This window comes from Streptomyces dengpaensis (assembly GCF_002946835.1).
Taxonomy (GTDB): Bacteria; Actinomycetota; Actinomycetes; order Streptomycetales; family Streptomycetaceae; genus Streptomyces; species Streptomyces dengpaensis.
Window position 1 is genome coordinate 13580 of record NZ_CP026654.1, and the last position, 22722, is coordinate 36301.

At 70.8% G+C, this 22722-nt stretch carries 24 protein-coding genes and 1 pseudogene; 5 read left to right on the forward strand and 20 right to left on the reverse strand.

All coding sequences use genetic code 11. The features are described from left to right. The first annotated feature begins 129 nt into the window (after positions 1 to 129). A complete protein-coding gene (locus C4B68_RS40585; protein WP_099505636.1) occupies positions 130 to 1458 on the forward strand; it encodes an NsdA family TPR-like regulatory protein in 1329 nt (442 codons plus the stop codon). Here the strand turns inward: C4B68_RS40585 and C4B68_RS40590 are convergent. The 3 genes from C4B68_RS40590 to C4B68_RS40600 all read right to left on the reverse strand — a co-directional run bounded on the left by C4B68_RS40590 (position 1435) and on the right by C4B68_RS40600 (position 3747). Next, complete coding sequence (locus tag C4B68_RS40590; protein WP_099505635.1) at positions 1435 to 1941, reverse strand: hypothetical protein; 507 nt, start codon at positions 1939 to 1941, stop codon at positions 1435 to 1437. The genes C4B68_RS40585 and C4B68_RS40590 overlap by 24 nt on opposite strands. A 166-nt stretch (positions 1942 to 2107) precedes the next feature. Beyond that, the gene (locus C4B68_RS40595) at positions 2108 to 3160 is read right to left on the reverse strand and encodes a PIN domain-containing protein (RefSeq protein WP_099505634.1); all 1053 of its coding nucleotides are present in this window, start codon (positions 3158 to 3160) and stop codon (positions 2108 to 2110) included. A 71-nt stretch (positions 3161 to 3231) separates the two neighbouring features. Further along, complete coding sequence (locus tag C4B68_RS40600) at positions 3232 to 3747, reverse strand: AAA family ATPase (RefSeq protein WP_099505633.1); 516 nt, start codon at positions 3745 to 3747, stop codon at positions 3232 to 3234. A 91-nt stretch (positions 3748 to 3838) separates the two neighbouring features. Between C4B68_RS40600 and C4B68_RS40605 the strand changes: the two genes are divergently transcribed. Beyond that, entirely contained in the window at positions 3839 to 4666 is an 828-nt protein-coding gene (locus tag C4B68_RS40605; protein ID WP_099505632.1) for an endonuclease/exonuclease/phosphatase family protein, read from the forward strand. Between the two features lie 13 nt (positions 4667 to 4679). Here C4B68_RS40605 and C4B68_RS40610 read toward each other — a convergent pair whose 3' ends face one another. The 3 genes from C4B68_RS40610 to C4B68_RS40620 form a co-directional block, all read right to left on the reverse strand. Further along, positions 4680 to 5216 (reverse strand): hypothetical protein, encoded by a 537-nt coding sequence (locus tag C4B68_RS40610; protein WP_099505631.1) that lies wholly within the window; start codon positions 5214 to 5216, stop codon positions 4680 to 4682. Further along, positions 5213 to 5962: a hypothetical protein gene (locus C4B68_RS40615; RefSeq protein ID WP_099505630.1), complete on the reverse strand. Its 750-nt coding sequence runs from the start codon at positions 5960 to 5962 to the stop codon at positions 5213 to 5215. Before C4B68_RS40615 ends, C4B68_RS40610 begins: the two co-directional genes overlap by 4 nt. 127 nt (positions 5963 to 6089) lie before the next feature. Beyond that, the gene (locus tag C4B68_RS40620) at positions 6090 to 7349 is read right to left on the reverse strand and encodes a replication-relaxation family protein (protein WP_338059756.1); all 1260 of its coding nucleotides are present in this window, start codon (positions 7347 to 7349) and stop codon (positions 6090 to 6092) included. Between the two features lie 458 nt (positions 7350 to 7807). Here C4B68_RS40620 and C4B68_RS40625 point away from each other — a divergent pair, with 458 nt between their 5' ends. Next, entirely contained in the window at positions 7808 to 8278 is a 471-nt protein-coding gene (locus C4B68_RS40625; protein WP_099505629.1) for a hypothetical protein, read from the forward strand. A 436-nt stretch (positions 8279 to 8714) separates the two neighbouring features. Here C4B68_RS40625 and C4B68_RS40630 read toward each other — a convergent pair whose 3' ends face one another. The 4 genes and pseudogenes from C4B68_RS40630 to C4B68_RS40645 all read right to left on the reverse strand — a co-directional run bounded on the left by C4B68_RS40630 (position 8715) and on the right by C4B68_RS40645 (position 11854). Next, positions 8715 to 9041 carry a hypothetical protein gene (locus C4B68_RS40630; protein ID WP_099505628.1) on the reverse strand — a complete coding sequence of 109 codons (327 nt, stop codon included), beginning with the start codon at positions 9039 to 9041 and terminating at the stop codon, positions 8715 to 8717. Next, the gene (gene mobF / locus C4B68_RS40635) at positions 9038 to 10810 is read right to left on the reverse strand and encodes a MobF family relaxase (RefSeq protein ID WP_099505656.1); all 1773 of its coding nucleotides are present in this window, start codon (positions 10808 to 10810) and stop codon (positions 9038 to 9040) included. The genes C4B68_RS40630 and mobF overlap by 4 nt, the downstream gene beginning before the upstream one ends. Positions 10811 to 11037: 227 nt before the next feature. Beyond that, positions 11038 to 11205, reverse strand: a pseudogene (locus C4B68_RS43985) (excisionase family DNA-binding protein); the annotation flags it as partial. A gap of 271 nt (positions 11206 to 11476) precedes the next feature. Beyond that, on the reverse strand, positions 11477 to 11854 hold the full coding sequence (locus C4B68_RS40645; protein WP_143674469.1) for a hypothetical protein: 378 nt from the start codon (positions 11852 to 11854) through the stop codon (positions 11477 to 11479). 449 nt (positions 11855 to 12303) lie between these two features. Between C4B68_RS40645 and C4B68_RS40650 the strand changes: the two genes are divergently transcribed. Together C4B68_RS40650 and C4B68_RS40655 are read left to right on the forward strand one after the other, a co-directional pair. Continuing rightward, positions 12304 to 13452: a ParA family protein gene (locus tag C4B68_RS40650; protein ID WP_167459358.1), complete on the forward strand. Its 1149-nt coding sequence runs from the start codon at positions 12304 to 12306 to the stop codon at positions 13450 to 13452. Next, on the forward strand, positions 13449 to 14558 hold the full coding sequence (locus C4B68_RS40655) for a ParB/RepB/Spo0J family partition protein (RefSeq protein ID WP_099505626.1): 1110 nt from the start codon (positions 13449 to 13451) through the stop codon (positions 14556 to 14558). Before C4B68_RS40650 ends, C4B68_RS40655 begins: the two co-directional genes overlap by 4 nt. 144 nt (positions 14559 to 14702) lie before the next feature. On the opposite strand, the gene C4B68_RS40660 is transcribed toward C4B68_RS40655, so the two are convergent. From C4B68_RS40660 to C4B68_RS40705, 10 genes are all read right to left on the reverse strand, one after another. Then, a complete protein-coding gene (locus C4B68_RS40660) occupies positions 14703 to 15230 on the reverse strand; it encodes a hypothetical protein (protein ID WP_099505625.1) in 528 nt (175 codons plus the stop codon). Next, positions 15227 to 15907, reverse strand: a complete 681-nt coding sequence (locus tag C4B68_RS40665) for a hypothetical protein (RefSeq protein WP_099505624.1) — start codon at positions 15905 to 15907, stop codon at positions 15227 to 15229. Before C4B68_RS40665 ends, C4B68_RS40660 begins: the two co-directional genes overlap by 4 nt. Further along, positions 15904 to 16677 carry an HIT family protein gene (locus C4B68_RS40670; RefSeq protein WP_099505653.1) on the reverse strand — a complete coding sequence of 258 codons (774 nt, stop codon included), beginning with the start codon at positions 16675 to 16677 and terminating at the stop codon, positions 15904 to 15906. Before C4B68_RS40670 ends, C4B68_RS40665 begins: the two co-directional genes overlap by 4 nt. A 90-nt stretch (positions 16678 to 16767) precedes the next feature. Next, positions 16768 to 17661 carry a hypothetical protein gene (locus tag C4B68_RS40675; RefSeq protein ID WP_099505623.1) on the reverse strand — a complete coding sequence of 298 codons (894 nt, stop codon included), beginning with the start codon at positions 17659 to 17661 and terminating at the stop codon, positions 16768 to 16770. A 158-nt stretch (positions 17662 to 17819) separates the two neighbouring features. Then, entirely contained in the window at positions 17820 to 18962 is a 1143-nt protein-coding gene (gene dnaN, locus C4B68_RS40680; protein ID WP_099505622.1) for a DNA polymerase III subunit beta, read from the reverse strand. Positions 18963 to 19076: 114 nt separating this feature from the next. After that, positions 19077 to 19826, reverse strand: coding sequence for a hypothetical protein (locus C4B68_RS40685; RefSeq protein ID WP_240634792.1), 750 nt, complete (start codon positions 19824 to 19826; stop codon positions 19077 to 19079). Further along, positions 19823 to 20902, reverse strand: coding sequence for an RNA polymerase sigma factor (locus tag C4B68_RS40690; protein ID WP_099505620.1), 1080 nt, complete (start codon positions 20900 to 20902; stop codon positions 19823 to 19825). The genes C4B68_RS40685 and C4B68_RS40690 overlap by 4 nt, the downstream gene beginning before the upstream one ends. Further along, positions 20899 to 21546, reverse strand: coding sequence for an ASCH domain-containing protein (locus tag C4B68_RS40695; RefSeq protein WP_099505619.1), 648 nt, complete (start codon positions 21544 to 21546; stop codon positions 20899 to 20901). The genes C4B68_RS40690 and C4B68_RS40695 overlap by 4 nt, the downstream gene beginning before the upstream one ends. After that, positions 21543 to 22277 carry a GGDEF domain-containing protein gene (locus tag C4B68_RS40700; RefSeq protein WP_099505618.1) on the reverse strand — a complete coding sequence of 245 codons (735 nt, stop codon included), beginning with the start codon at positions 22275 to 22277 and terminating at the stop codon, positions 21543 to 21545. The genes C4B68_RS40695 and C4B68_RS40700 overlap by 4 nt, the downstream gene beginning before the upstream one ends. Positions 22278 to 22369: 92 nt before the next feature. Beyond that, positions 22370 to 22672: a hypothetical protein gene (locus C4B68_RS40705; RefSeq protein ID WP_099505652.1), complete on the reverse strand. Its 303-nt coding sequence runs from the start codon at positions 22670 to 22672 to the stop codon at positions 22370 to 22372. Between the last annotated feature and the right edge of the window lie 50 nt (positions 22673 to 22722).

Sequence of the window (22722 nt, forward strand, 5' to 3'; positions counted from 1 at the left end):
ACGGCACGGCCGCGAACACCGCCAGTACAGCCACGGAAAGCCCTGGCGATAACCCCGTGACGGGGCCCCCACGGTGGGTATGGTCGTTGGGCTGACGCTTCGTCATTCCACGAGAGTTCTGGGGGACTTGTGGACGACTTACCGCCGTCACCCGCCCAAGTGCCGCACCACCTGCTGACCGACCCGGTGTTCGTCCGGGCCCTGCGCGCGCGGGACTTCACCACCGTGTTCGCCATGGCCCACGACGCGGGTATCTCCTTCAACCGGATCGCGGAGGCGTGCGCGCTCAAGGCCGAGCGGGTCAGCCAGACCGCCCGGGGCATCACATCTGTCACCGCCCTCACGACTGTCGAGCGAATCGCCGACGGACTGCGCATTCCCGGTGCCCTACTGGGGCTTGCTGCGCAACCCTGGGAAGACACCGCCGTTCTCAGCACGGAGTCCGACCATGGAGAAGATCCGATGAAGCGCCGCAACCTGCTGCGTGGCGCGCTGGCCGCCGGCCTCACCGCTCCGGCCCTCGCCGCGCTCACCGCCGCCCGGACCGACGTCGACCAGACCCTCTCCCCCGACGTTCCCCAGGACCTGGCCGACCTCGAGGCCGCTGCCGAGAGCTACGGGTACGGCTACCACGGGCAGCAGCCCACCCGCGTCCTGGCCGACCTCGTCACGGACTTCACGACCCTGCGCCCGCTGCTCACCGTCCCGCAGCCCGCTCCCGTCCGGGCGCGTCTGTGCCGGACGGCCGGGCAGATGGCCGGGATGACGGCGATCGTGCTGCACGACCTGGGCAGCCGCCGCGAAAGCCGCTCGTGGTTCGGTACCGCCGCCCGGGCCGCCGCCGAATCCGGCGACGACCAGCTGCACGCATGGGTGCTGGCCAGGGAGGCGATGGTGCCGCTCAACTACGGCGCACCGAGGGCAGCGGCAGAGCTCGCCGACCGGGCCCGGCTTGCCGCCGGTACCCGGCCGACCGCCGCCGCTGTGCTGGCGGCGGCCGTCGCCGCCCGGGCCTACGCCCTCAACCACCAGAGCGAACAGGCCCGCGCCGCGCTCACCGCCGCCGACGCCCTCATGAACCGGCTCCCCGCCTCCGAGCGGTCGGACACCTGGCTGACGTACGGCGAGCAGAAGCACCACGTCCACCTCAGCCACGCCTTCACCACCCTCGGGGATACCCGCCGCGCCCGGGAGAGCCAGCAGCGGGCGCTGGAGCTGTCCGCGCCGACCAGCAGCATGACGCGCACCCTGCTGAACATCGACGCGGCGGCGTGCTCCCATCACGACGGCGACACCGAGCAGGCGTGCCGTCGTACGGTCGACGCCCTCACCGCGCTGCCCGCCGGCTTCCGCACCGGCCTGGTCCGCCGCCGCGCCCTGGACCTGTTCGAGGCGATCCCCGCCCAGTGCCACCGCGAGCGCGCTGTACGGGAACTACGCGACGTCGTAGCCGGTTGACAACGACCGCTCCCACAGGGGGCGGGCCTTGCCGGTCCCCTCGCAGTGGAAGCACTGGCCGCCCCCTGGTGTGCTGCGGGCGCCGATGGTGCCAATGGAGTCCCGCAGGAGCTGGGTGAGGCCTGCGACGTGGCCGGTGTGCAGCGGCAGTTCCTCTCGCACGGCGATCATGAGCTCCAGTGCGACGTCGGGCACGAGAGCGTACTCGCCGAACCCGCTGCCCTTGTCGAGGTCGTGCGCCACCGTGCCGAGTACGTCGCGAAGGCTGCGCACCGGCTCTCCCTCGAACAGTTCCACCCGCGCAGAGAGGACGATGTCCTCCGGCTTCACGATCGATAGCCGTGCCGCCGGCCGCTCGAACGGCCAGCCGAGGCCGACCGGATCGGGATGGGTTGCGTGGAGACGGGCCATCGCGTGCCACAGGTCGCCCGGGTCGCCGTTTCTGGCCGGCGCTTCCTTGTTCTGCTGCTTGCTGGGCCTCATGGCTGCCTTCCGGTTGATGACGTCGGAGTACCTGAGTACGCCGTCGCCAGGGCACGGTGTGCGCCCTGGGCCTTGTCATCCCGCCGGGTGGCGCGGCGACTTCGGGAGCCGTCCCGCCGGGCGCCCCCGCGACTTTGGCTGCGTCTTGGAGGCGCCCGGGTCAGGTCTACTTCCGCACCGGACGGCCGACGGTCCACAGGTCGCCGGGAGCGCGGACGAACGCGCCGTGGTCCTGCATGTCCCGCTTCAGCTGCGCGGCGGAGATGATGTGGCCGCGCCGGGCGAGCGCGTCACGCAGCTCGCCGGGCGTCAGGGGTCGGCCGCAGCGCGCGAGGTACCGGGCCGCGAGCTGCTCGCGGGTGGGATAGACCGGCGGCTCCACCACCAGGAGCGAGTCGCTGAGCGCCCGGTGCTCGGTCATCCCGGCTTCCGCCAACTCCAGCAGCGGCTTCGCCACACCCCCTGCCTGCGACAGGCGACGTCTCCAGTTGTCGCGGGTCAGGTAGCCCTGGCGGTGGCACCACCACAGCAGCCCGCCCACGGCGGCCGTCGTGGCCAGCGGGTTGTTCGCGGCGAGGACCACCAGGCGGTGAACGCCGGCACCGAACAGCTGGAACGCGATGTCGATGAGTTCCAGCGCGTTCGCGGCGGTGGCCTCCAGGCCGGCCAGGCGCAGCATGCACTCCGCGACGGGGATCCAGTCGATGACGGCGAGCCCGAAGCGGGAGAAGACGCTGTCCTTGGAGACGATGACGCACGGTCCCAGGAACTCCGCGAGCGCCATGGTGGGCGCGTCGTCCGGGTCGCCCCGGTGCCGCTTCGGCATCTCCCGGTCGACCCGCAGGATGTGGCGGGTCTGCGGGGCCAGGTGATCGCGGATCTCCAGGTCGACCACGCGAAGGGCAGGCAGGATCTGCTCATTGAGTACGCGGCGTGCCTGCCGTTCCGGCGCCTCGTGGTCGGCGGCCACCTTGGCGAGGTGTTCGTCGATTTCGCCGGGGATGTGCGCGGCGATGTACGGGGTGGCGCGGCCGGTGACGGCCAGCGCGGTGACCCGGTCCGGTCGGCCGCCGTGCTTGGCCAGGGCGCAGGCTTCGACCAGCAGCGCGTTGGTGTCGAGGACGGGCAGCAGCATCCGCCGGTCCAGCACCATCGGGTTGAACGCCGACCCGGAGGGGATCAGCAGGGGCGGTGCCGCATCGGCACGGTCGAGCGTCATGGATCAAGTGTGATCGCCGCCACTGACATCCGTGCGGGATTTTCGGGCCCGGACCGCCTGGTGACAGGTCCTCAGCGCCCGTCGGCCGTCAGCTGGAGCACGGCCGTATGGCCCTCGCCGACCAGGGCGGGCAACGCCGCGGTGATGGCCGCGTGCTGACGCGCCACGTCCGCGTCGGGCACCTGTCGCTGCCGCAGCCCCTGGCGGGCCAGGCACGTCGGGAGGGACGCCCTCAGTACGAGGACGACGGTGCCCATGCCGTGCGCGGCAGCGATGGCGCGTACGGCGGCGCGGCGCTCGGGCTGGCAGTGGGTGCCGTCCACGATCGCCTGTCTCCCGGCGGCGCAGTGGTCTTCCAGTTCCGCCCACGCCGCTGCCAGCGCCCGCTCGCCGACCGGTTCGGTGCCGGTGTCGCCGCCGGTGAGGCGCTGGTGGCTGTCGTAGGAGACGACCACGGCGCCCGTCGCCGCGGCGAGCCGTGCGGCGAGGGTGGACTTGCCCGACCCGCTGGCGCCCATCAGCAGTACGCACCGGCCGGGCCCCATCTCGCCGATTACGCAGGCCAGTTCCTGGGAGAGGATGCTCATGCCCCGCAGGATCGCGTGGCCGTGTAGCGCTTGTGTCGCACGGTCAGTCCCGGTCTGCTGCCTGCTGGCCGACTACACAGAGGAGATCTCCATGCCCGTCCTGCGGGTTGTCACCTTCAACACGCTCTTCGGCGGGCACACGGACTCCGGGTTCGGGCCGGCCGACCGCTGGGACGGGCAGATGGCGTTCCTGCGCTCCTTGAAACCGGACATCCTCGCCCTTCAGGAGTGCAACTTCTGGGAGGTACTGGGCAGGCAGCGCCTACACCGTGCGGTCCGCCAGCTGGGCATGGCCCGCGGCTTCCTCGCGGAGGCCAACGTCACGACGGCCGGCCACCGCTTCCACTCTGCGATCCTGCTCAGCAGCAGGGTGGCCGTCGATGCCGAGGACGCGGACCGTGCTCGCTACCACCACGTCATGGGCTGGGCGAACCTGCGACTGGCGGGCGTGGAGCTGGAGTTGCGCAACCTGCACCTGGACCCGTCCGACCCGCGCAACCGGGCGCGGGAGGTCGGCCCGCTGAAGTTCCTCGCCGGTCCCGGGCGGAAGTCGCTGATCGTCGGGGACATGAACTCCATCGGGCTCGGCTTCCCCGAGCCGGACTGGACACGGCTGCCGCCGCACCTGCTCGACTGCCATCTGCGGCCCCCCGGCCACGGCCCCGAGCAGATCGCCGACCGGGAGGCGGTGGAGCTGCTCGCCCGCGCCGGGTTCGTCGACGCCGCCGCCCGCTTCGGCCAGGAGACGGTTCCCACAGCCGCGTTCGGCGTGGACGACGTGCCGCGCCGCCAGGACCTCATCTTGGCGAGCCCGGCCCTGGCCCCCACTCTGGTCGACTACCGGGTGTACAAGGAGGCCGTGGACGGCGGGCTGTCGGACCACGCCGCCGTGGTCGCTGACTTCGACCTGACCGTGTGACGCCGCGCGCCGGTCAGGCGATGGGGTCGGCGCCGCTCAGGTGGTGGTGGGCGATCTGGTGCTTCGCCCACCGTGCCGCGTCCTTCATCAGGGTCCCGCCCGGCCACTGGTCCATGGAGGTCAGTTCCATCCCGCCGAAGCCCTGGGTGATCGGCTCCCGGTACACCGCGAGGTAGTGGAACAGGACGGACAGCTGCGAGTCGTCGTCCAGGTCGTGCCCGTGCTTCGTCAGCCCGGCGCGGACGGCGTCCTCGAGGGAGACAGCATCACCCGAGCCGGGCTGCGGGGCCGTGAGCGCGTCGACAATCTTGTCGACCGGGGCGTACTCCGGCCTGCTGATGCCGCCCACACCGGCGTAGAGGACGAACGCGACGGTGGGCAGGGCGTGCACGAAGGGGCCGCTGCTGTAGTCCTTCGGCCACGCCGGTTCGAGCAGGGTGGCCGACCGGCGTACCGCCTGTTCCCACGACTCGTTCAGCCACTTCTTCTCCGTCGACACCGGGAAAGCCGTCTTCCCCGCCCGCCACCACAGATCCCGCAAGTCCGTCATGACGGCAAACCTATGGCCTGCGCGGTTACCCCGTCCCGCGTCTTCGATGACGTTCGGGAGGGAGCCCTTCCGGGCGCGGTCGGCGCGGGCAGCCACCACGGGGGCGCAACCGGGGCGCGGGTGTTGGGCCAGTCCTCCAGCAGACGGTCGTCCTGATGGTCGTCCTCGTGACCGCGCTCTCGGTCGCAGTACCAGCGGCCCCGGCCAGAGGAGTGCATCGCCGGGCATGTCAGCTTCCCGCCGAACCGCACCCGGATCTCGTCCTCGATGCCGGGGGCCGGCTCCACGTCGAAGGAGGCCGTCTCCAGGGCGGACACGACAGCCCGTACCGCGTTCAGCGCCGCCTCCGCTTCGGTATCGGCATCGGCATCGGGCCACACGCGCAGGAAGCCGCCGCGGTACACGTCCCGGGAGAATGCCGAGCCAGCGATGACGAACGGGTGCCGATGGCGACCGCCGAACAGGGCGCGCTCGATCAGCTCGTTCACGAACTCGTGCGGATCAACGAGAACGTAGCCGGTCCGCCGCAACGCACCGCCGCGGCCGTCCTCGTACGGGTGCAGGCGGCGGCCGTCGATATCGCGCGGACGCCGGCCGGTGACCGCGTCAGCGATCCGGTACCGGTCCGTTCCACGGTCCCGCTCCAGGATCCGTACGTACCGGGGCGAGCCGCTCGCCGACGCGCACGACCGGTAGATCTGGCCGCGCTGCAGGTGGACCTGCGCGACCGGGAGTTCATCGTCCACAGCATCTCCGGGAGAGTGTTCAGCAGCGTCGAAACCCTATCGGCCCGGACCTGCCCGGAACTCCGGCTCGTGAGAGGCGTCCGGCTGTCGCAGCGAGCAGTCACCGGACCGGGCAGTCCCCGCACGGTCAGGCCCGCCGGCGGAACAGGCCCCGGAGCCCGCCAGGTTCCTGGCCGTCGTCCGCCTCCGGCTCCGCCGATACGGCCGCAGCCGCGCGGGCGGCTTCGGCAGCGGCCTGTTCACGGGCGACGTCGTCGGCGTGGCAGGCCGCGCACACGCCCAGGTCCCCCGCTTCCCACCGACGTCTGCGCATGCTGGTCTCCTCCCAGCGTTCGTCGGTGAACTTCGCCCCGCACCGCGTGCACACCGGCCGCTGCGCCTCCCGCTCAGCGTCCCGGCGCTGCTTCTCCTCCGCGTCGGCGCGGGCGGCTTGGCGGCGGTAGAGGGCGTCGCCGTCGGAGTTGTCGAGCGCGGCCGTCAGCGTCACTTCGCCCTCATGTCCCAGCCGCCGCCACACCGCCGCGTCCGCGCCGTGCTCCTGGAGCTGCTCCAGGGTGGTGACGACAACGGGGACGGCCTGGCCGTAGTCGCGGGCAGTGATGCCCCGGTGGTAGGTGTCGTACCGGCGCGGTGCCCAGTAGCGTCGGCCGGCCTCCTCCAGCACGGCGACCGTGTTGGCCACCTTCGCCTCCGTGGTGTCCGCGAACACGAACGCCACCGGCGCCAGGCCCTCCCGGCCGGTCGGCGGGTAGACCCGGCGCCACAGCCGCTTCTCGTGGTCGACGTGCTCGATCGCGTCCGGCCGGGAGCGGGCCAGGTCCGCGGTGTACTTGTCAGTGCCCGGCGGCAGCATTCGGCCCCACTGCCAGTACCGGCGCAGCTTGTGCACCAGGTCGTGGGCGTCCTCGCTGCGGCGGTCGATCTCCAGCAACATGACCGGCACTCCCGAGGCCGGCGCCCGCATCACCAGGTCGGCCCGCTGCACGTATCCGTTGCCGAGCCGGTGGGCGACCTCGGTCTGGAAGCCGAGCCGATGCCCGATCCCGGCGCGGTGCAGTTCGGCGGCAGTCGAGGTGACCGCCGCGGCGTGGTCGTCGTAGCTGCCGCCCAGCAGCGCGCCGGTGACGGGGTGGTACTTCTCCCTGCGCAGCACGGACACGCGTATGCCCTTCGGCTCCAGCAGCCGCTTCGCTTCCTGGTGTCCTCGGGCGGTGAGTACCCACACCTGACGCTGGTCGTCCTGTACGGACTCGATCCTCACCAGCTGGTGGTCCTGGAGATCAAGGAGGTTGTCCCGTGTCAGCTTGTCGTGCTGGTTGTCCGGTCGGGTCAGCTTCCACAGTTGGTCAGGAGTCGCTCTCTGAAAGATCCCCAGTGCTTGTATCAGTTCCCTCCGCCTTGGCTCTGTCGAGTTCTTTCTATGTGTAGGACGCCTTTGGCTATGAGGGTTGTCGGAGCTACGACGACCCCTTGTCTGTTGGGGCTGGCCTGCGGAAACGCTCGATTCTCGGTGCTGGGGCGCGGAGGGGGTCATGGAGGGGTCTACGGAGGGGGTGTTGCGGGCGCGGTCACGGGCCTGTTCTGGCTCGCCAGCGGTGCTCGCCACGAGGTGCTCCTGGGCGGTGGGGCGGGCCGATCCCGCCGTTCACCTCCTACGGGTACGACGAACGCCGACGGTGTGACGCCGTGATCCAGGGCTTTGCCGAGCCGTGATCACATCGTGAAGGTGCAGGTGGGAGGAGACTTCTCCCCCGTCCGGCTCCGGAACTTATCCACAGGTGACCTGGCAGAAGGTGATCGAAGACGTCGTGACCGGCACGGCGATCGCCCTGTGAGGAGCTGTCCATGTCCCAGACCGCCGTTACTCCGTTGTTCGCCCCGATGACCCCGGACGCGGTACAGAGTGCCTTCAACTACCTGCGGGCCGTTGAGGCCGAAGATGCCGAAGCCGCAGCCGAGTTCGCGGCCCAAGCACCGGAGCTGACCCAGATGCTCCTGGACGTCGCCGAGCGCGTCATCATCCCCGTCACCGTCCTGATCCGTGACCGTGAGGAGATCCCGACCGCGAGCTCGTTCGCCCTGGCAGAGCTCGGAGGCGTCTTGCTGGACGCCCTGTGCTTCTGGCAGGGGAAGACCGGCCCGCAGGTGACCGAGTTCCTGGCCACCTCGATCATCCACTTCATCGAGCAGATCCTCGCGCAGGAGCACGAGACCGTCGGCGACGTCTTGCACCACCTGCATGACGTCGCCTTGGGCCAGTCCCTCGATGCGCACCCCGCACCGGGTGCGCATCCGGTGCGCACCACCGACGTGTAGCGCGCACCGCGCCGGGCCGGTGCGGTGCGGTGCGGGTGGTGCGGACGATGCCGCGCATCGTCCGCACCACGGTGCGCACCACCCGCACTGCGCACCGCACCTGGTGCGCACCGGAATCCGGCCGGGCGCCTATATCACGCACCCCCTTGTCCGCGACCCGATCGGCGGTCGCAGCGAAAGCTGTCAAGGGGAAACGTGCTGGGTAGCGGACTCTGTCAAGGGGAAACGCGCCGCCGGACCGTGCCGACAAGGGGTCAGCCGGATGCCCTGCGCACCCGGATTCGGTGCGGTGCGCATCCGGTGCGGCGCGGTGCGCAGGACGATGCAGAACATCGCGCAGGTGCGCATCGAGTGCGGCGGGGAGAGTGAACTTCATCGCCGGTGCGCATCGAGTGCCCGGCATCGGATGCCGGGCATCGTGCGGTGCACTGCATCGTCACCACAGCCATGCACTGGAGTGCCGCAGCCGGGACAGGGCGCGCGCGTCGCGGCGGCTGGCCGCGCTGCCGATGCGGTTCCGCCGGGGGCGGGGCCGACGGGACTGCCCGGTGAAGAAGCGCCGGCGCCCCGCCCGCTGGAGGCGCTGGCGCTGCAGGTGCAGCCGCTTCTTCTTCTCCGCCTTCGTCAGCGGCTTGCGGGGCCGCTTCCAGATCGGCTGCCATGGCGCTGGTGCCGGCCCGAGCACGGCGGCACGCTCCTGGGCGCCCTGCCGCATGCGGGCGAGGGCGGTTTCGATCCTCGGGTCGTCGGGCGAGATGGTCATCGGACTCCTCCGGTGGGTGTGTTCGGGCCCGGCGCAGGCTGGGCTCCGGGCTGCTGGGTGTGGGGTGCTGGGGCGGGCTGCGGCCGGGGGCCGTGTGCGGCGGCGCGACGGGCGGCGCCGTCCCGGAGCTTGGCGGCCATCTGGGCAGCGGCGGCCTCGATCAGGCGGCGGCTCTCCTCCACCGTGGCGACGTCGGTCGTCTGCTCCTGGTCCAGGCCCGTCTTGCGGACCGCGCGCCCGGTACGGGCCTCGCCCCGGTCCCGCCTCGAGCGCGGCGGTGGTCCGGCGGGCACGGCGACGGTGTGCGGAAGGGAGCGGGAGCCGAGCCGGTGCGAGCGGCGCACCGCGTTCACGCGGGCGGTCAGGGCGCCGGCGGCGAGGCGGGCCTTGTCGTAGCGGGACGCCGACCGGGCACGGGTCAGCGGGCGGATCACAGCCTGGTCCTCGATGTCGTGCGGATACAGGGCGCGCAGATCGGCGGTCATCATCGTCTGGCCAGCCGGGCGGGTGTAGCCGTCGACAGCCGTCTGCACGATCTGTTCGTCCAGGCCGGGCTCGTGCGGGCGGCCACGCAGGATGTGGGCGAGGTGGCGCCGGGCTTCAGCGAGCAGGTGGTGGCGCTTGAACGCCCCGCGCATCACGTACACCACGGCGGTGATGTCGACGGCCGCCAGCGCTATGTCGACCACCGGCCGCACCCGCGCCCACACCGCCGCAGCCGCCGCCCGCGCCCGTTCCGCCAGCCGGTACACCGTGTCCGCGCCGAACGCCCGGATCGCCGACTTCCGCCAGCCCTCGCGCAGCTCGGACAGCGACCGCGGCGCCTTGCGCTTCGGCGGGCGGGTCCGGTCAGCGGCCTGCCGGTCCAGCGCCTTGGCGGCCCGCTCCCCCGGCTGGTGCCCGTGCGTCTCTTCGTAGTCGGCGATGAGGATGGGCAGCGCGTCCGCGATCTGCTGACGGCGGGTCGACTGCCAGCCGATGAGCCGCTGGTCGATCCCCGCGATCTCAAGGACAGGCCTCCTGCCGGGCGTCACCTCGCGCGGCTCCCACGCCCACCCGAGCCGGGCGGACACCTCCTCCATGAAATAGAGGGTGTAGAGGGTGTCGGCCGCGACGATGTGCGTCAGCATCGAGTCCGCGGAGAAGTTGCCCCACGTCCCCTTCGTGTCCGGGCGCTGGGCACGGATGGAAATCACCGCATGATCGTGAAGTAGCGGTTTTGCGGCTCTGGACTCGTAGTGCCGGAAGATCGCGACGATCAGCCCGTCCTTCACCGGCTTGCGCTGCTTGCCGCCGCTCCCCCAGCGGATCTCCGCGACCGCCTTCTCCACCCACGCCAGCGTCTTGTCCCGGGCGATGTCCTGGCACAGCTCCAGCACCCGGCGGGTCGCGTCGTCCAGCAGCGCCCACGCGATCTGAGCGGTCGACGGCGCCCGGAACGTCAGATCCATGGCCAGCCAGGGCGACCGTTCCTTCGCGTTCTCGGTCTCCGGCGACTTGTTGTGCTCGATGGGCCTGCCCAGCACCGTCGCCCGCCGCGTCTCAGCCGGGCTCTTGCCCGCGTCCAGGAGCTCGCGCTCGATCCGGTCGGCGTCCGGGTGCCGGCCTTCCCCCAGGAGCAGTTCGGCCTGGCGCTCGGTCACCACGTCCCCGGCCGCCAGGCCGAGCGCGGCCAGGCCCCGGCCCTTCCAGATCCCGGGCGGGACACCCGCTTCGTCCTGGGCGTCGCGCAGTGGCTTGCCCGCCGGGCGGTGGCCGTCGCCGACCATCACGCCGTTGCAGTAGTAGGGCCACCCTCCCGGGCCGATCTTCGCTTCGCTGATTGTCACCCGGTCATGGAAACCCGCCCGTGACCTGCATAAAAGTGTGATCCGAGGTGCCTCCCGCAGGGCGGGAGGGCATCACCAGATTTTTGCCGCCGCGCCCGCCAGGCGGGCCGTCACGCAAGCCATGGACGGTAGCCCTGCCCTACGTCGGGACTACCGGCCGCGCTGAATCAGCTCACGCTGCGCAAGCTGTCCCGCAGGTATTCATGCACGGCTTCCTCAGGCACCCGGAGGGCCCGCCCCACACGGACAGCCGGAAGATGCCCATTGTGGACCAGGCGGTACACGGCAAGTTTCGAGGACCGCATGATGACGGCGACCTCAGCGACGGTGAGGAGCCGCCCGCCATGCCGCGGCTGGGGTGCATCCGGCTGTGCGGGCTCTTGCCGGGCGGCTGGTGCAGGCTGCTGTGCATTGGCCTGCGGCTGCGGACCGGGAGATCCGTCCGTGCCCACCTGTGTGGTGACTGGTCCGTCCTGGAAGGCGGGGGTGACTCGGGCCAGCGCGTCGACCAGTTGGTGGAGAAAGCCCTGGCGGGCAGGGCGCGATGTCGGCTGGAAGGCCGGGGTGCTGCGTGCGAGGGCGACGCAGAGCTGGGAGCTGAAGAAGTCACGCCGCACCAGGTCCTCCTTGCGCGGAAGCGTTGGCCGTCTGAGCGGGCACGCCGGGGGCCGCTTGCGGCAGGGGTTCCACCGCCTGGTGGGCCAGGCCTTGCCGGAGGAACTGCTCAACGATCTTCGGGGCGGCTATCCCGACGGCGAGGGCACCCAGTGGACCGGCGACTTGAGCCGACGCGCCGAACGCGGCCGCCAGGCCCCCGCCCAATACGACCCGGATGACCACGGAGGCCAGGTAGGCGGTGAAGGCGACTTCGCCCTTCTTCCGCCAGGGGAAGTCTTTGACCCGGTGGATCGCGCGGTACAGGGCCAGGCTCTCCACCGAGGCCGCACCAGACAATCCCCACAGCGCCGCCACCCACCACAGCACCAGAGACTCCCCTCCCCCGCCCGACACCGACCCGGCATCCGACACAGGATGCCGCTCCCCATCGGCAACCACGAGAGCGGCGACGGCCATATTCCCCAGCCAGCCGCCGGGATCCAGACAGATGGACCGCCTCCAGGCGGTGATCGCGCCGCTGATCCTGGGCGCTATGGCGACGGTTGACGACGTCGTGCGAATACTGCGGGACAGTCAGCCACCCACACCTCACCCGACGCGCCGACCCACAGCAGCCAACTCCACCGCCAACCAGCACACCCACTGTCGCGGGAGGGCTGCGTCAACACGCGCTGTGGCAGCGTCATTTCGGGTGTCCACCTGTCGTCGGCGGTTCCTCGTTTCCCCAGCGGTACGCCCGCTGCGTGAGCCTCAACAGGTGATACGTGAGCCGACTTCCCTCGGAGCGAGCAGCGCGCCTAGTAAAGTTCGGCCGCATGAGCATCCCGAGCCCCAGAGGAGAACGAGAGAAGCTAATTACTGCTCTCGCTCCGAAGCTGCGTAGGCACCTGAAGATCCGCGCCTTTGAGCACGGAATGGACATCCAGGACGCGACCGAGCACGCCATCAAGGCCTGGTACGAAGCCGACGACGTCCCCGAAGTCGACACCGACGGAGCCAAGACCTGGGGGACGTTCCTCCCTGTCGGTGGCCCTGACGAGTTCAAGGCCGCCTGCTCGGAGCGCGGCATCACCTACGTGCAGGGGCTCGCGCAGGCGTTGACTCTGTGGCTCGGTAACCATCCCTCCCCCACGACCCCGTTGGTGTCGCAGCCGGTCGTGCGGGTCATAGTGGCCAACCAGAAGGGCGGCGTCGGCAAGACGTTCATCTCCTCCGGCATTGCCCAGGCTCTCGCGGAGGCTGGCCGTCGCGTCCTGATCATTGACTACGACCCGCAAGGGCACCTCACTGCCGAGCTCGGCTTCGAAGACCTCATGTACGAGGACGACGTCGAGACGCTGATGATGCACATGGACGGCACCGCGAAGGGTGACATCCACGACCTGCTGGTCGCCTTGGACCAGGAGCGCTTCGGTGAGCGGCTGCACCTGCTTCCCGCGTCCGACGACGCGTTCCTCCGGGATGTCGCCCTGTCCAAGGTGAGCTTCAGCGAGGCCGCCTTGGAACGCGCTCTGGAGCCGCTGGAAGAGGACTACGACGTCATCATCATCGACGGTCCGCCCAGCCTCGGTCTGAACATGGACACCGCCCTGTATTACGTGCGCCGCCGCGAGGGTGAACTAGCGGACCGATCAGGCGTCATCACCCCGGTCTGGGCAAACAAGGCGTCCCACCGCGCCTTCCGCCTGCTGAAGTCCCAGAAGGACGACCTGTGCAAGAAGGGCCGGATCCAGGTCGACTACCTGGGTCTGATCATCAACGCGTACGACAGCCGCCGCGGCAAGCTCGTCAAGGAGAACAAGGATGAGTGGGAGAAGAGCAGTTCCCCCGCTGTTCTGGCGGTGATCGGCGACCTGAAGGAAGGCCGCGAGGCCGCTGACGGCGAGATCCCGCTGCTTGAGTACGCACCGGACAGCGAACATGCGCAGGCAATGCGCGACCTGGCGAAGGAACTGGCGGTATGAGGAACACCAGCAAGAAGAAGGACGGCCAGCCGCGGGTCACACGCGGCTTCAGCATGGATGAGGATGCGGCAGGCGGAGAGCAGGAATCTCCCCGGCGCATCCGGACGCGCACGCAGATCATGAACGGCGAGGGCAAGCGGCCCCCCGCTGCGGTGGAACTGAGGCTGCTGGCCCACAACCCGTTCAACCCGCGCGAGCAGCTCACCAACATCGAAGAAACCGCGGAATCCCTGCGGGCTAAGGGACAGATCCAGCCCGTCACCGTGGCACGGCGAGCTGCCTTCCTGGCGGCGCACCCCGGGCAGGAAGACGCGCTTGGTGAAGCTGAGTACGTCGTCATCGACGGCAACCGGCGCCTGGCATCTGCCCATCTGGCCGGCCTCGAAGAGCTGCGGATCGACGTCAATGACGATCTCGCGGTGAGCGCTGCGGACATCCTGGAGTCCGCCCTGATTGCCAACATCCACCGCGAGGATGTGCCCCCGCTCGATCAGGCCCGAGCGATCCAGGAGCTGCTGGTCAAGCACAAAACGCAGGTGACGGTAGCCAAGCGGCTGGGCAAGACGGAAGCTTGGGTGTCCCAGCGTCTCGCCCTCCTTGAGCTCCCCGAAGACCTGCAGGAGAAGGTGGAGTCGAAAGAGCTGACGGTTAAGGACGGGCGCCGTATCGGGCGTCTGCCCAAGGATCAGCAGCGACCCGAGGCAGTCAAGGCTCTTAACCGGGTTAAGACCCCTCGCAAGCCGCGCGGTAAGGCCACCGCCCCTGTTGAGAGCGGCACGCCGGTGCCGGAGAACACAGGCGCTGCTCTGCCCCACCAGGTGTCTACCGAAGGGGGGACGCCTGCGACCGCTCTTAACCCGGTTAAGACTCCCGCCCAAGATGCCGACTCTGACTCGGACGCGACGGAGCAGAGTGAGACCGGTGAGTCGAAGCGGCTGCCGTATGACGACGCCATCTACATCGTCCAGCACCTGCATACGAAGATGACCACCGACAACTTCGTGCAGGGTGCGCGCTTCTGGATGGCAGTCCTGCACGATCAGCACCCTGAGGAGTACCGAGCGCTCCTGCTCGAACTGTCCCAGCAGGAGCAGCAGCCGGCCTGACCCGGGCACAGCCGCCGATCCACTCTTAACCCGGTTAAGACCCGCTCCCGCCAAACAGGGCCGAAGAACCCGGGAACGCAAAAAGGCCCGTACTCCCCGCCGTTCGCGGGGAGTACGGGCCTTCGTCATGCTCAGCCGTGTGCGTCAGGGTGCCCAGGCGGCGGGTGCTCCCTGGTCGGGATCGGGGACTCCGGCAGCGGTCACCGGAGCGGCGGGGTGCCGCATGGCGGTGATCGGGATGGCGCCGGGCTCAGAGGACGGAGCCCAGACCACGCGCCAGGTGTCTTCCCACTCGCAGCCACAGGGATGATCCGGATGCGGATGCTTCAGGAACACCCCGAAAGTGTGAACGGCTCGCGGAATGCGGGGGGTGAGCGCCGAGGGGTCATCGCCGGGGTACAGGTGCAAGTTCCGCCAGCCGTACACGCGATCCATGTATGCGGCGGCGCCCTCGATGACATCAGCCCACCTGTGGCGCCCGAGCAGGACGAACGCGACCGGGTTGGGGCTGTCGTCGTTGTGAGCTTCGATGCCAGCGACGTACAGCCCTCGGTGGACGACGAACCCGTTGTCGGCCGCGTCTTTGCCTTCGGGGGTCCAGATGCCTTCGGCGGGGATCATCGTGCCGTCGTCGGCCTCGCTGGTCTCGATCTCGTACAGGGCCGTGGTCACACCGACACCTCCCGGGCGATAGCGGCAGCCAGGAGCACGGCGGGGTCGGCCGCGTACGGGTCGTCGTAGCTCTCGTGGTCGCTGACGTCGAAGAGCGCCCCCTTCGCAACGACGCTGAAGCCGGGGATGACGGTGGCCGCCTTGCCCGCCAGTTCGGTGTTGAGGCGGTCGGCGTCGTGGTCGGCGAGCCAGGTCTGGTTGTAGGGACCGAGGCGGAGCACGACGTAGCCGGTGTTGTCCGGCCGCCGGGCTTCGACGTGTACGGCGTAGTTCGCAGCCGGCATGCCGACGTCGTCGGGGAGGTCCAGGCCTGCCGCGGCGTGGGTGAGCGGCGCGTAGGCCGGGTTCCACATGCCGAGGATCTTGTCCGTCTCGCAGCGCAGCCAGCCCAGCTTCCGGTAGCGGTCGCCGTAGGGCGTGTACAAGCCGCCGGGGTGCTGCAGGGCGATGGCGATGAGGTCGGGCCCGTGGTCGTCGCCGGGCCGGGTGTGGGCGCGTTCCACGAAGGGGCCGACTCGGACCGCGATGTCCTCGCAGCGGCCGGGGGTCCAGGGCTCCGCGTCGCGCAGCGCGGCGAGCATCGTGCGGAAGGCGTCGACGGCGGCCTGGTCCTCGGGGGTGAGGGCGCCGGGCGCGTGGCCGCAGCGGCGGAAACGGGGGACGGAGAGGCGCTTCATCGGGTGGGCTCCTGTTCGCGGGTGGGGTGGGGCCAGGGGAGGGCGAGGCCGTCGTCGGCGGTGCGGGGAACGAGGTGGCCGTGCAGGTGGAGCACGGTCTGCGTCGCGTTCGGGCCGCAGGAGGTGAGGTAGTTCCACTGGCCGCCCAGTTCCTGGGCGAGTTCGGCGGCGCGCAGCTGGACGGTGGCGGAGACGACCGGGTCGGTCGTGAAGTCCGCGACGTGGCCGTGCGGCAGGACCAGGAGGTGGCCGTCGGTACAGCCGCCGCTGCGGGGCCTGACCGCGAGGGCGTCGGCCCATTGCCGGACGATCGTCGCCGGGGCGCCGTCGTGGATGATCCGGCAGAACGGGCAGTCGGGGCGCGGGTGCTTGCGGGGTACCGGCGGCCGGTCGATGTGGTGGTGGGTGACCGCGACGGTGGCGCCGGCCTCTTGCATGCGCCGCCCGATCGCGTCGGCGATGGCGGGTGCCCGGTGGCGTCCGTACCAGCAGTTCACCAGGAGCTGGACCGGGTGGTAAGCGTCGGTCGCGGCGCGCAGGGCGGCGAGTTCGTGCACGGCGTCGTCGATGATGCGGGCCGCGCCCGGCGTCGCGAGGACGTAGTCGCGTACGTCGGCGTCCTGTCCGGTCTGGCGGGCGACGATGTCGGTGAGGGCCGGGTCGTCCGGCGGGTTCAGTAACTGGTTGGTGAGGTTGATGGCGAGGACGGCGGCTCGGTAGCGGGGCGGTGGCGGGTCCTGCCAGCGGGCGCCGAAGCTGTCGATGAACATGTCGTACACGGGGCCTCCAGGCTCGTGCGAGGTAGGGGTTGCGCGCGGCGGCCTCGCGGGCTGCGGGCCGCCGCGCGGGAGACGGTCGGGTCAGGGGGCGGCGAGGGCGGCGCACTGGTCCTGGCGGTGTTCGCTGGCCTCGAGGTCCGGCGCGGGTTCCGGGGAGTCATCGACGGGCCACTGGTGCCGGCAGTCGGGTGAGGGGCAGAGGTGTATGCGCTGCCCGGCCTCTTGGTCGTAGTCGAGTCCGCGGCTGGAGCGCCCGCAGGCCGGGCAGTGCACGGGGGCGCTGACGTCCTGGGTGTCGCCTTCCTGGGCGTACATCCACGTGAGGGGGAGAGCGCCAGGCGTGTCCTGCGGCACGCTGCGGAGCCGCCAGTCGGCTCGGGTGGGGTAGGCGACGAACCGGCCCCAGCCTTGGATGATGCTGTCGGCGAGGACGTGGCCGTCGAACGCGCGCAGTCGCTGCCCGCAGATGTCCCGGTAGTAGGCGCTCGTGACGGCCAGGACCTCGCGGGCGGGCGGGTGACCGACGAAGACCAGGTCGCCGTCCTCCCCGAACTCGGTGACGAGCAGGCCCCGCAGGGTGAAGCTGACGTCGTCGCCGGTCGGGACGAACACGGCCGCGTCCACGTCGTATTCGGCCTCGGGGATCGTGGCCGACGCCCAGATCCCGATGCCGTCCAGGACCGTGTCCAGCCGGTAGCGGGCGCCGTCGACGACCGGCTCGGTGCCCAGGGCGCGCGCCCACGCCGTGATGCCGTCGGTGTCGTGTTCCCCGAGACGCAGGATCAGGCTGTGCAGGGGGCGGCCCGGCTCGGGGCACATGCTGCTGGAGATCGCGAAGCCGGTCAGCGGCAGGTCGGGGTAGTCCAGCAGGAGGCGCCGGCCGATGGCGAGCTGCCCGTTCTCGCGGGACCCGTACCGCTCCAGCTGCGCCAGCAGTAGCTGGGCTCGCTCGGGTGCCGGTGGGCTGAGGGGCATCTGTGGCTCCTTGGTGGAAAGGGGAGCGCCGCGCCCGCAGGATGGCGGGCGCGGCGCTCCGGGTGTGTGACCAGATGGGGTGGTGCTGCGGGGCGGCCGGAGCAGTGTCGACGGCCGCCCCGCAGGCAGGGTGGCGCCCGTGGCCCGGGCGGGGTGGTTCAGCCGCTGATGCTGGTGAGGCGGATCGGCATGACCAGGCCTCGGAAGATGTCTGTCTGGTCGACGCCGTGCACGAGGGCGGGCTTGGTCGCGGTGGTGAAGTTGAACTGTGCGACGGGCCCGTCGATCTGCTGGAGCGTCTTGAGCAGCAGGCCCGGGTTGAAGGCGATGGTCAGCGGGTCGCCTTCGAGGTCGGCGTGGACCTGGTCGCGGCCGCGGCCCTTGTCGTCGGTGCCGGCGCGCACGGTGATCTGACCGTCGGTGACTTCGAGGACCATCGGGTCGGCCTTGCCCAGCAGCGGCTGGATGTGCTTGATGGCGTCGATTAGGGCCTCGGTGCCGGTGGTGGCGATGGACGCGAACTCGGTGGGGAACAGGGCGGCGTAGTTGGGGAGTTCGCCTTCGATGAGGCTGCTGGTGGCCCACCGGCCGGGGACGCTGATGGCGAACTGGGACTCGGTGAGGGTGAGTTCCGCCTTGTCGGCGTCGGCGAGGATGCGGGCGGCGTCGCGCACGGCATCGGCCGGTACGAGCGTGTTGCCCGCGACGCGGGGCTTGCCCTTGCCCTTGCCCTTGGGGGTCGGGTTGGGGGTCCAGGGCACGTCGGCGACGTGGAACAAGTACCGGTCGGTCGCGGAGAGCACCATCGTCGTGTCGCTGAGGCCGAACTGGACGGCGGTCAGGGTCGCGATGGTTTCGTCGGTGGTGGAGGCCACCGCGACCCGGGCGGCGGCTGCGGCCAGGGCGGCGCCGTCGACCGTGCCGCTCGCGGAGGAGATCGTCGGCAGGGTCGGGTAGTCGTCCAGCGGCAGGGTCGGCAGAAGGATGTGCGCGGTGCCGCAGGACAGGGCGAGGTCGGTGCCGTCCAGGGCCAGGGTGGTGGGCTTGCCCTTGGGGAAGGCCTTGACGATGTCGGTGAAGACGCGGCCGGGGACCAGGAGCGTGCCGGGCTCGGACACCTCGCAGTCTTCGCGGGCGCGGGCGGAGCGGTAGTAGTCGTACCCGGCGAGGGTCAGGGTGTTGTCGTCGGAGGCTTCGATCCGCATGCCAGCCAGGACCGGTGCGGGCGGGTTGCCGGGGATGGCGCGCAGCGCCCACTGGGCGGCGTCGGCGAGCTGGTCGGTGTCGATGGTGAGTTTCATCAGGGCCTTTTCGTCGTGGCTGCGGGAGCGTGAAAGGGCCCGGGCGGGCCGCCTCGAGGTGGAGGCGGCCCGCCCGGGCCGGTCGATGCTGATGTGGGGCCGCGCGGTGGCGGCCTACTGGTCGTTGTCGTCGATGCCGGTGACGGGGATGTCGCCGAACAGGTCGTCCAGGGCGCGGGTGACCGCGAGGCGGTCCTCGGGCCGGGCCGCGTCCAGGACGTCCCGGGTGAGTTCGGTGAGGTCCAGTTCGTCGAAGTAGTCGGTGAGTTCGGCGATGGTCAGCGGGTCTAGGCCGATGCCGACCTGCGGGGGCAGGCTGTTCAGCGTGGCGAGCATGGCGTCGACCGCGTCGGCGAGTTTGTGCGTGCTGGCCGTGGTGACGTCGATGCTGTGGCAGTGGGCGACGTCCAGGCCGTGCAGGCCGACGGGCCCGATGTTGATGCGGATGTCGGGCTGCTCGCCCGTAGCGGGCTCGTAGGCGAGGCCCGCGAGGGCTTCGGCCAGGGCCTGGATCGCCCGGTCGCGGCCGCTGTGGTCGTCGGCCGGGCCCTCTGGCGGCTGCTCCTGGAGCGGTGCCTCCCACATGACTTCGACGGTGTCGACGTCCAGCCGGATACGGCCGTCGGCGGTGTCGGGGAGGGCGAGGTGGCCGGTGACGCGCAGCAGGTCGCTGGGCTGGCACTCGGTGAGCAGCGTGTTCGCGAGGTCCGGCAGGCTGGTGGTGCAGGGGATGACCGCCTCCTCCTCCGCCGCGCAGTCGGCGGGGGAGGAGATCAGCCGCCAGAAGGCGGTGCCGACGGCGTCGCCGGGCACGGCGGCGGTGTCGAGGTAGCCGGTGAGGGCGAACGGTATGCGCTCCATCATCGTGTCGCCCTCCTCCTGCGCCCGGTGGCCTGGCGGCGCAGTGCGCGCGGCAGGGAGCTGACGGACCTGCGGTGCCGGGCTCGTGTGCGGGCCTGGTCGCGGGCGTCGGCGAGGCTGCACCCGTCGCACGGCTCGGTGCCGGCGGCCTCGTGGCAACGGTGGCCTTCCACGGTGCCGTGCAGGGCGGTAATGCCGTGGGCGGCGGCGAGCCGGTACAGGGTGTCGCCGACGATGCCGGTGCGCTGGGTGATGCTGCGTTCGGTGAGACCGTCGCGCAGCAGGACCAGCGCCACGGCCTGGCTGGCCGTGAGCGGGGTGAGCGCGGCGGGCATGGCGTCGGTCGCCATGGGGCGGGTCCTTCCGGAGTCCAGATGGTTGGAGGGCGCGGGCCGTCGCGGCGACGGGACACGCGGGGAGGCCTGCGGTGCTGCGCAGGCCTGCGAGGGGGAGTCGGAGCGGGAGCCGGACGCCGCCTCCAGCAGGGCGGCTTTGATCTCCGGGGTGCTCAGGTTCTGCAGCGCGCGTTCCTTGAGCATCTTGGCCGCGTACATGCTGCGGTCCATGCGCTCGCCGATCTCACCGAACGGCAGGTCGTGCCAGTAGCGCAGCCACAGGCACTCCCACTGGTCGGGTGTCAGCCCGGCCAGGGCCTTGCGGAGTTCGGCGAGGACGTCGGTCCTGGCGAGGTGCTCGGTGACCTGTTCGCCGATGTCGCCGACGGCCAGGTCCTGGTCGTACATGTCGCCCGTCGGGACCTCCCGCCGGTAGCGGGAGCTCTTGTAGTGATCGAGCAGCAGGTTGCGGGCGATCGTGGCCAGCCAGGCCCCGAAGTCGCTGCCGCGCCAGGTGAACGCACCGATCCGGGCCAGGGCCCGGACGAACACGTCGCCGGTCAGGTCCTCGCTCAGCTGCTGGTCGTGGGTGCGACGCAGCAGGTAGGTGTAGATCTGCGGCCGGTAGCGGGCGTACAGGACGCCGAACGCCTCGCGGTCGCCGCCGCGGGCCCGGTCGACGATGTCGGTCACCGGCTCCTCCGCCTCGGAAGTCCGCCGTGTCGTCGTATCTGTGGCAGTCACGCGCCGGCCCCCGCGTTCGTGTCGGCCAGCCGACCGCTCAAGTGCGGGTTCGCATCGGTGATCCGCCGCAGCAGCTTCGGCGTGGGCTTCCACAGACGCTGGGAGCCGCGGGCCGGGACGGGCGTGGTCAGCCGCTGCACCCGAGCCAGCTCCCAGTGGAAGCAGCCCTCTTGGGACCAGCGCGTGCACTCGCCGTCGTCTGCATGGATGCCGGCGAGGTCGGCGACGGCGACCACCGCACCGCGCACCAGCTCGTAGTCGTCGTCCAGGGTCTCCCGTACGGCGCCCAGGGCCAGGGCCCGGAGGTCGACCTCGGATCCGGCGTGAATGAGCAGGGTGCCGCGCCACCGAGTGGTCCACACCCTGTTCTCGATGCGCTTGGCGACCTGGTCGTCCTCGAGGGCGATCAGGTCCGACCAGGGCGGCCGGATGGTCAGGCACCGGATCGGGGTGAGGTCGTGATCCGGCGCGGTCTGGGGACGGCTGGAGACCATGGCGAGCGCCTCGAAGTTGGTGCGCTGCTGCTGAGGGGTCAGCGGCAGCGACCCGGCCGGGGTGCGGGTGCGGAAGTACTCGCCGGTGGGGATCGCTTCGCGGGACAGCCTGGCCAGCAGGGCGGTGTCCGCGACGGAGGAGAGGGTCATCGCAGGTCCTCCGCAGCGAGGGGGTGGGCGGTGGTGCCCGTACGCCCGAGGCGCCGGCCGTTGACGCTCGGCTCGTTGGCGTGGTCGGGGGTGGCTATGCGGTACAGGCCAGTGCCCTCCCGCTTGTGCTCGTACATCGCGCCCTCGGCGCCGCGCAGCACGTACGTGTAGTCACGCGAGTGCAGGTCGCTGGGGCTGGACATGCCGATGGACACCGCGACGTCGACCGCCTGGCCGTCGACGTCAACGGGCTGGTGCAGCAGGTGGTGCAGCTGCTCCAGGCGCCGATCGCGGTCGATGACGGGGCATGTGAGGACGGCAGCGAACTCGTCACCGTGCAGACGTGCGGCGAGGCCGGTGTCGCCGACCCACTGCTCCAGGCGGGAGGCGATGGCGATGATCAGCGCGTTGCCGACGTCGTGCCCGAGAGTGTCGTTGACGGCCTTGAAATCGACCGCGTCCAGGAACACGAGCATCGTCTGGTCGCCGTGGTCGTGCAGGTGGCGGGTCGCGTGCTGGACGTAGCCGGGGCGGGAGTGCAGACCGGTGAGCTGGTCGCGGCGGGCGGCCTCCAGGCGCCGGGCGGCCTCCTCCAGGTGCTGGCGTTCGGCGGCCAGACGCCGGTGCAGCGTCGCGGCGTGAACAGCCCAGCCGGTCAACGGAAGTACGGCCGTGGTCAGGAAGAGTGCGCGCTGCCCGAACCGGGCGTGTGTGCGCAGGGCGGAGTCCATACTGAGGATCTCCCTCTCGTCTCGTACGGGATGGGTTGGGCCCGGGGCAGCCGTCGAAGCCGCCAAGCACGTGCGGCTGTCCCGGGGCGGAGCTACAGATCGAAGTCGCTGACGCGGAGCCAGCTGCACGGGTCGTTCCAGCGACCAGCCGTGGCGGAGAGCCAGTCGGGCTCCCAGCCGGGCCGGTAGCCGCGTGCTCCCCAGCCGTCCGGCCGCTTGCCGGGAATCTCGAATCCGGCCTCCTGAGCGGCGCGTGCCGCGTCGTAGACCTCGTGCGCGATCCGGACGGCTGAAGAGCGGCTGTCGGCGGGTCCGGTGAAGACGTGCACACCGCGCAGGCCAGGCTGGTCGGTGCTCTTGATCGGGACGTCGACCTCGAAGTAGGGCAGGCCCATGACGCCCATCTCCTCTCGTGCTTCTCGTGGTTGAGGGGCCACTGCGACCG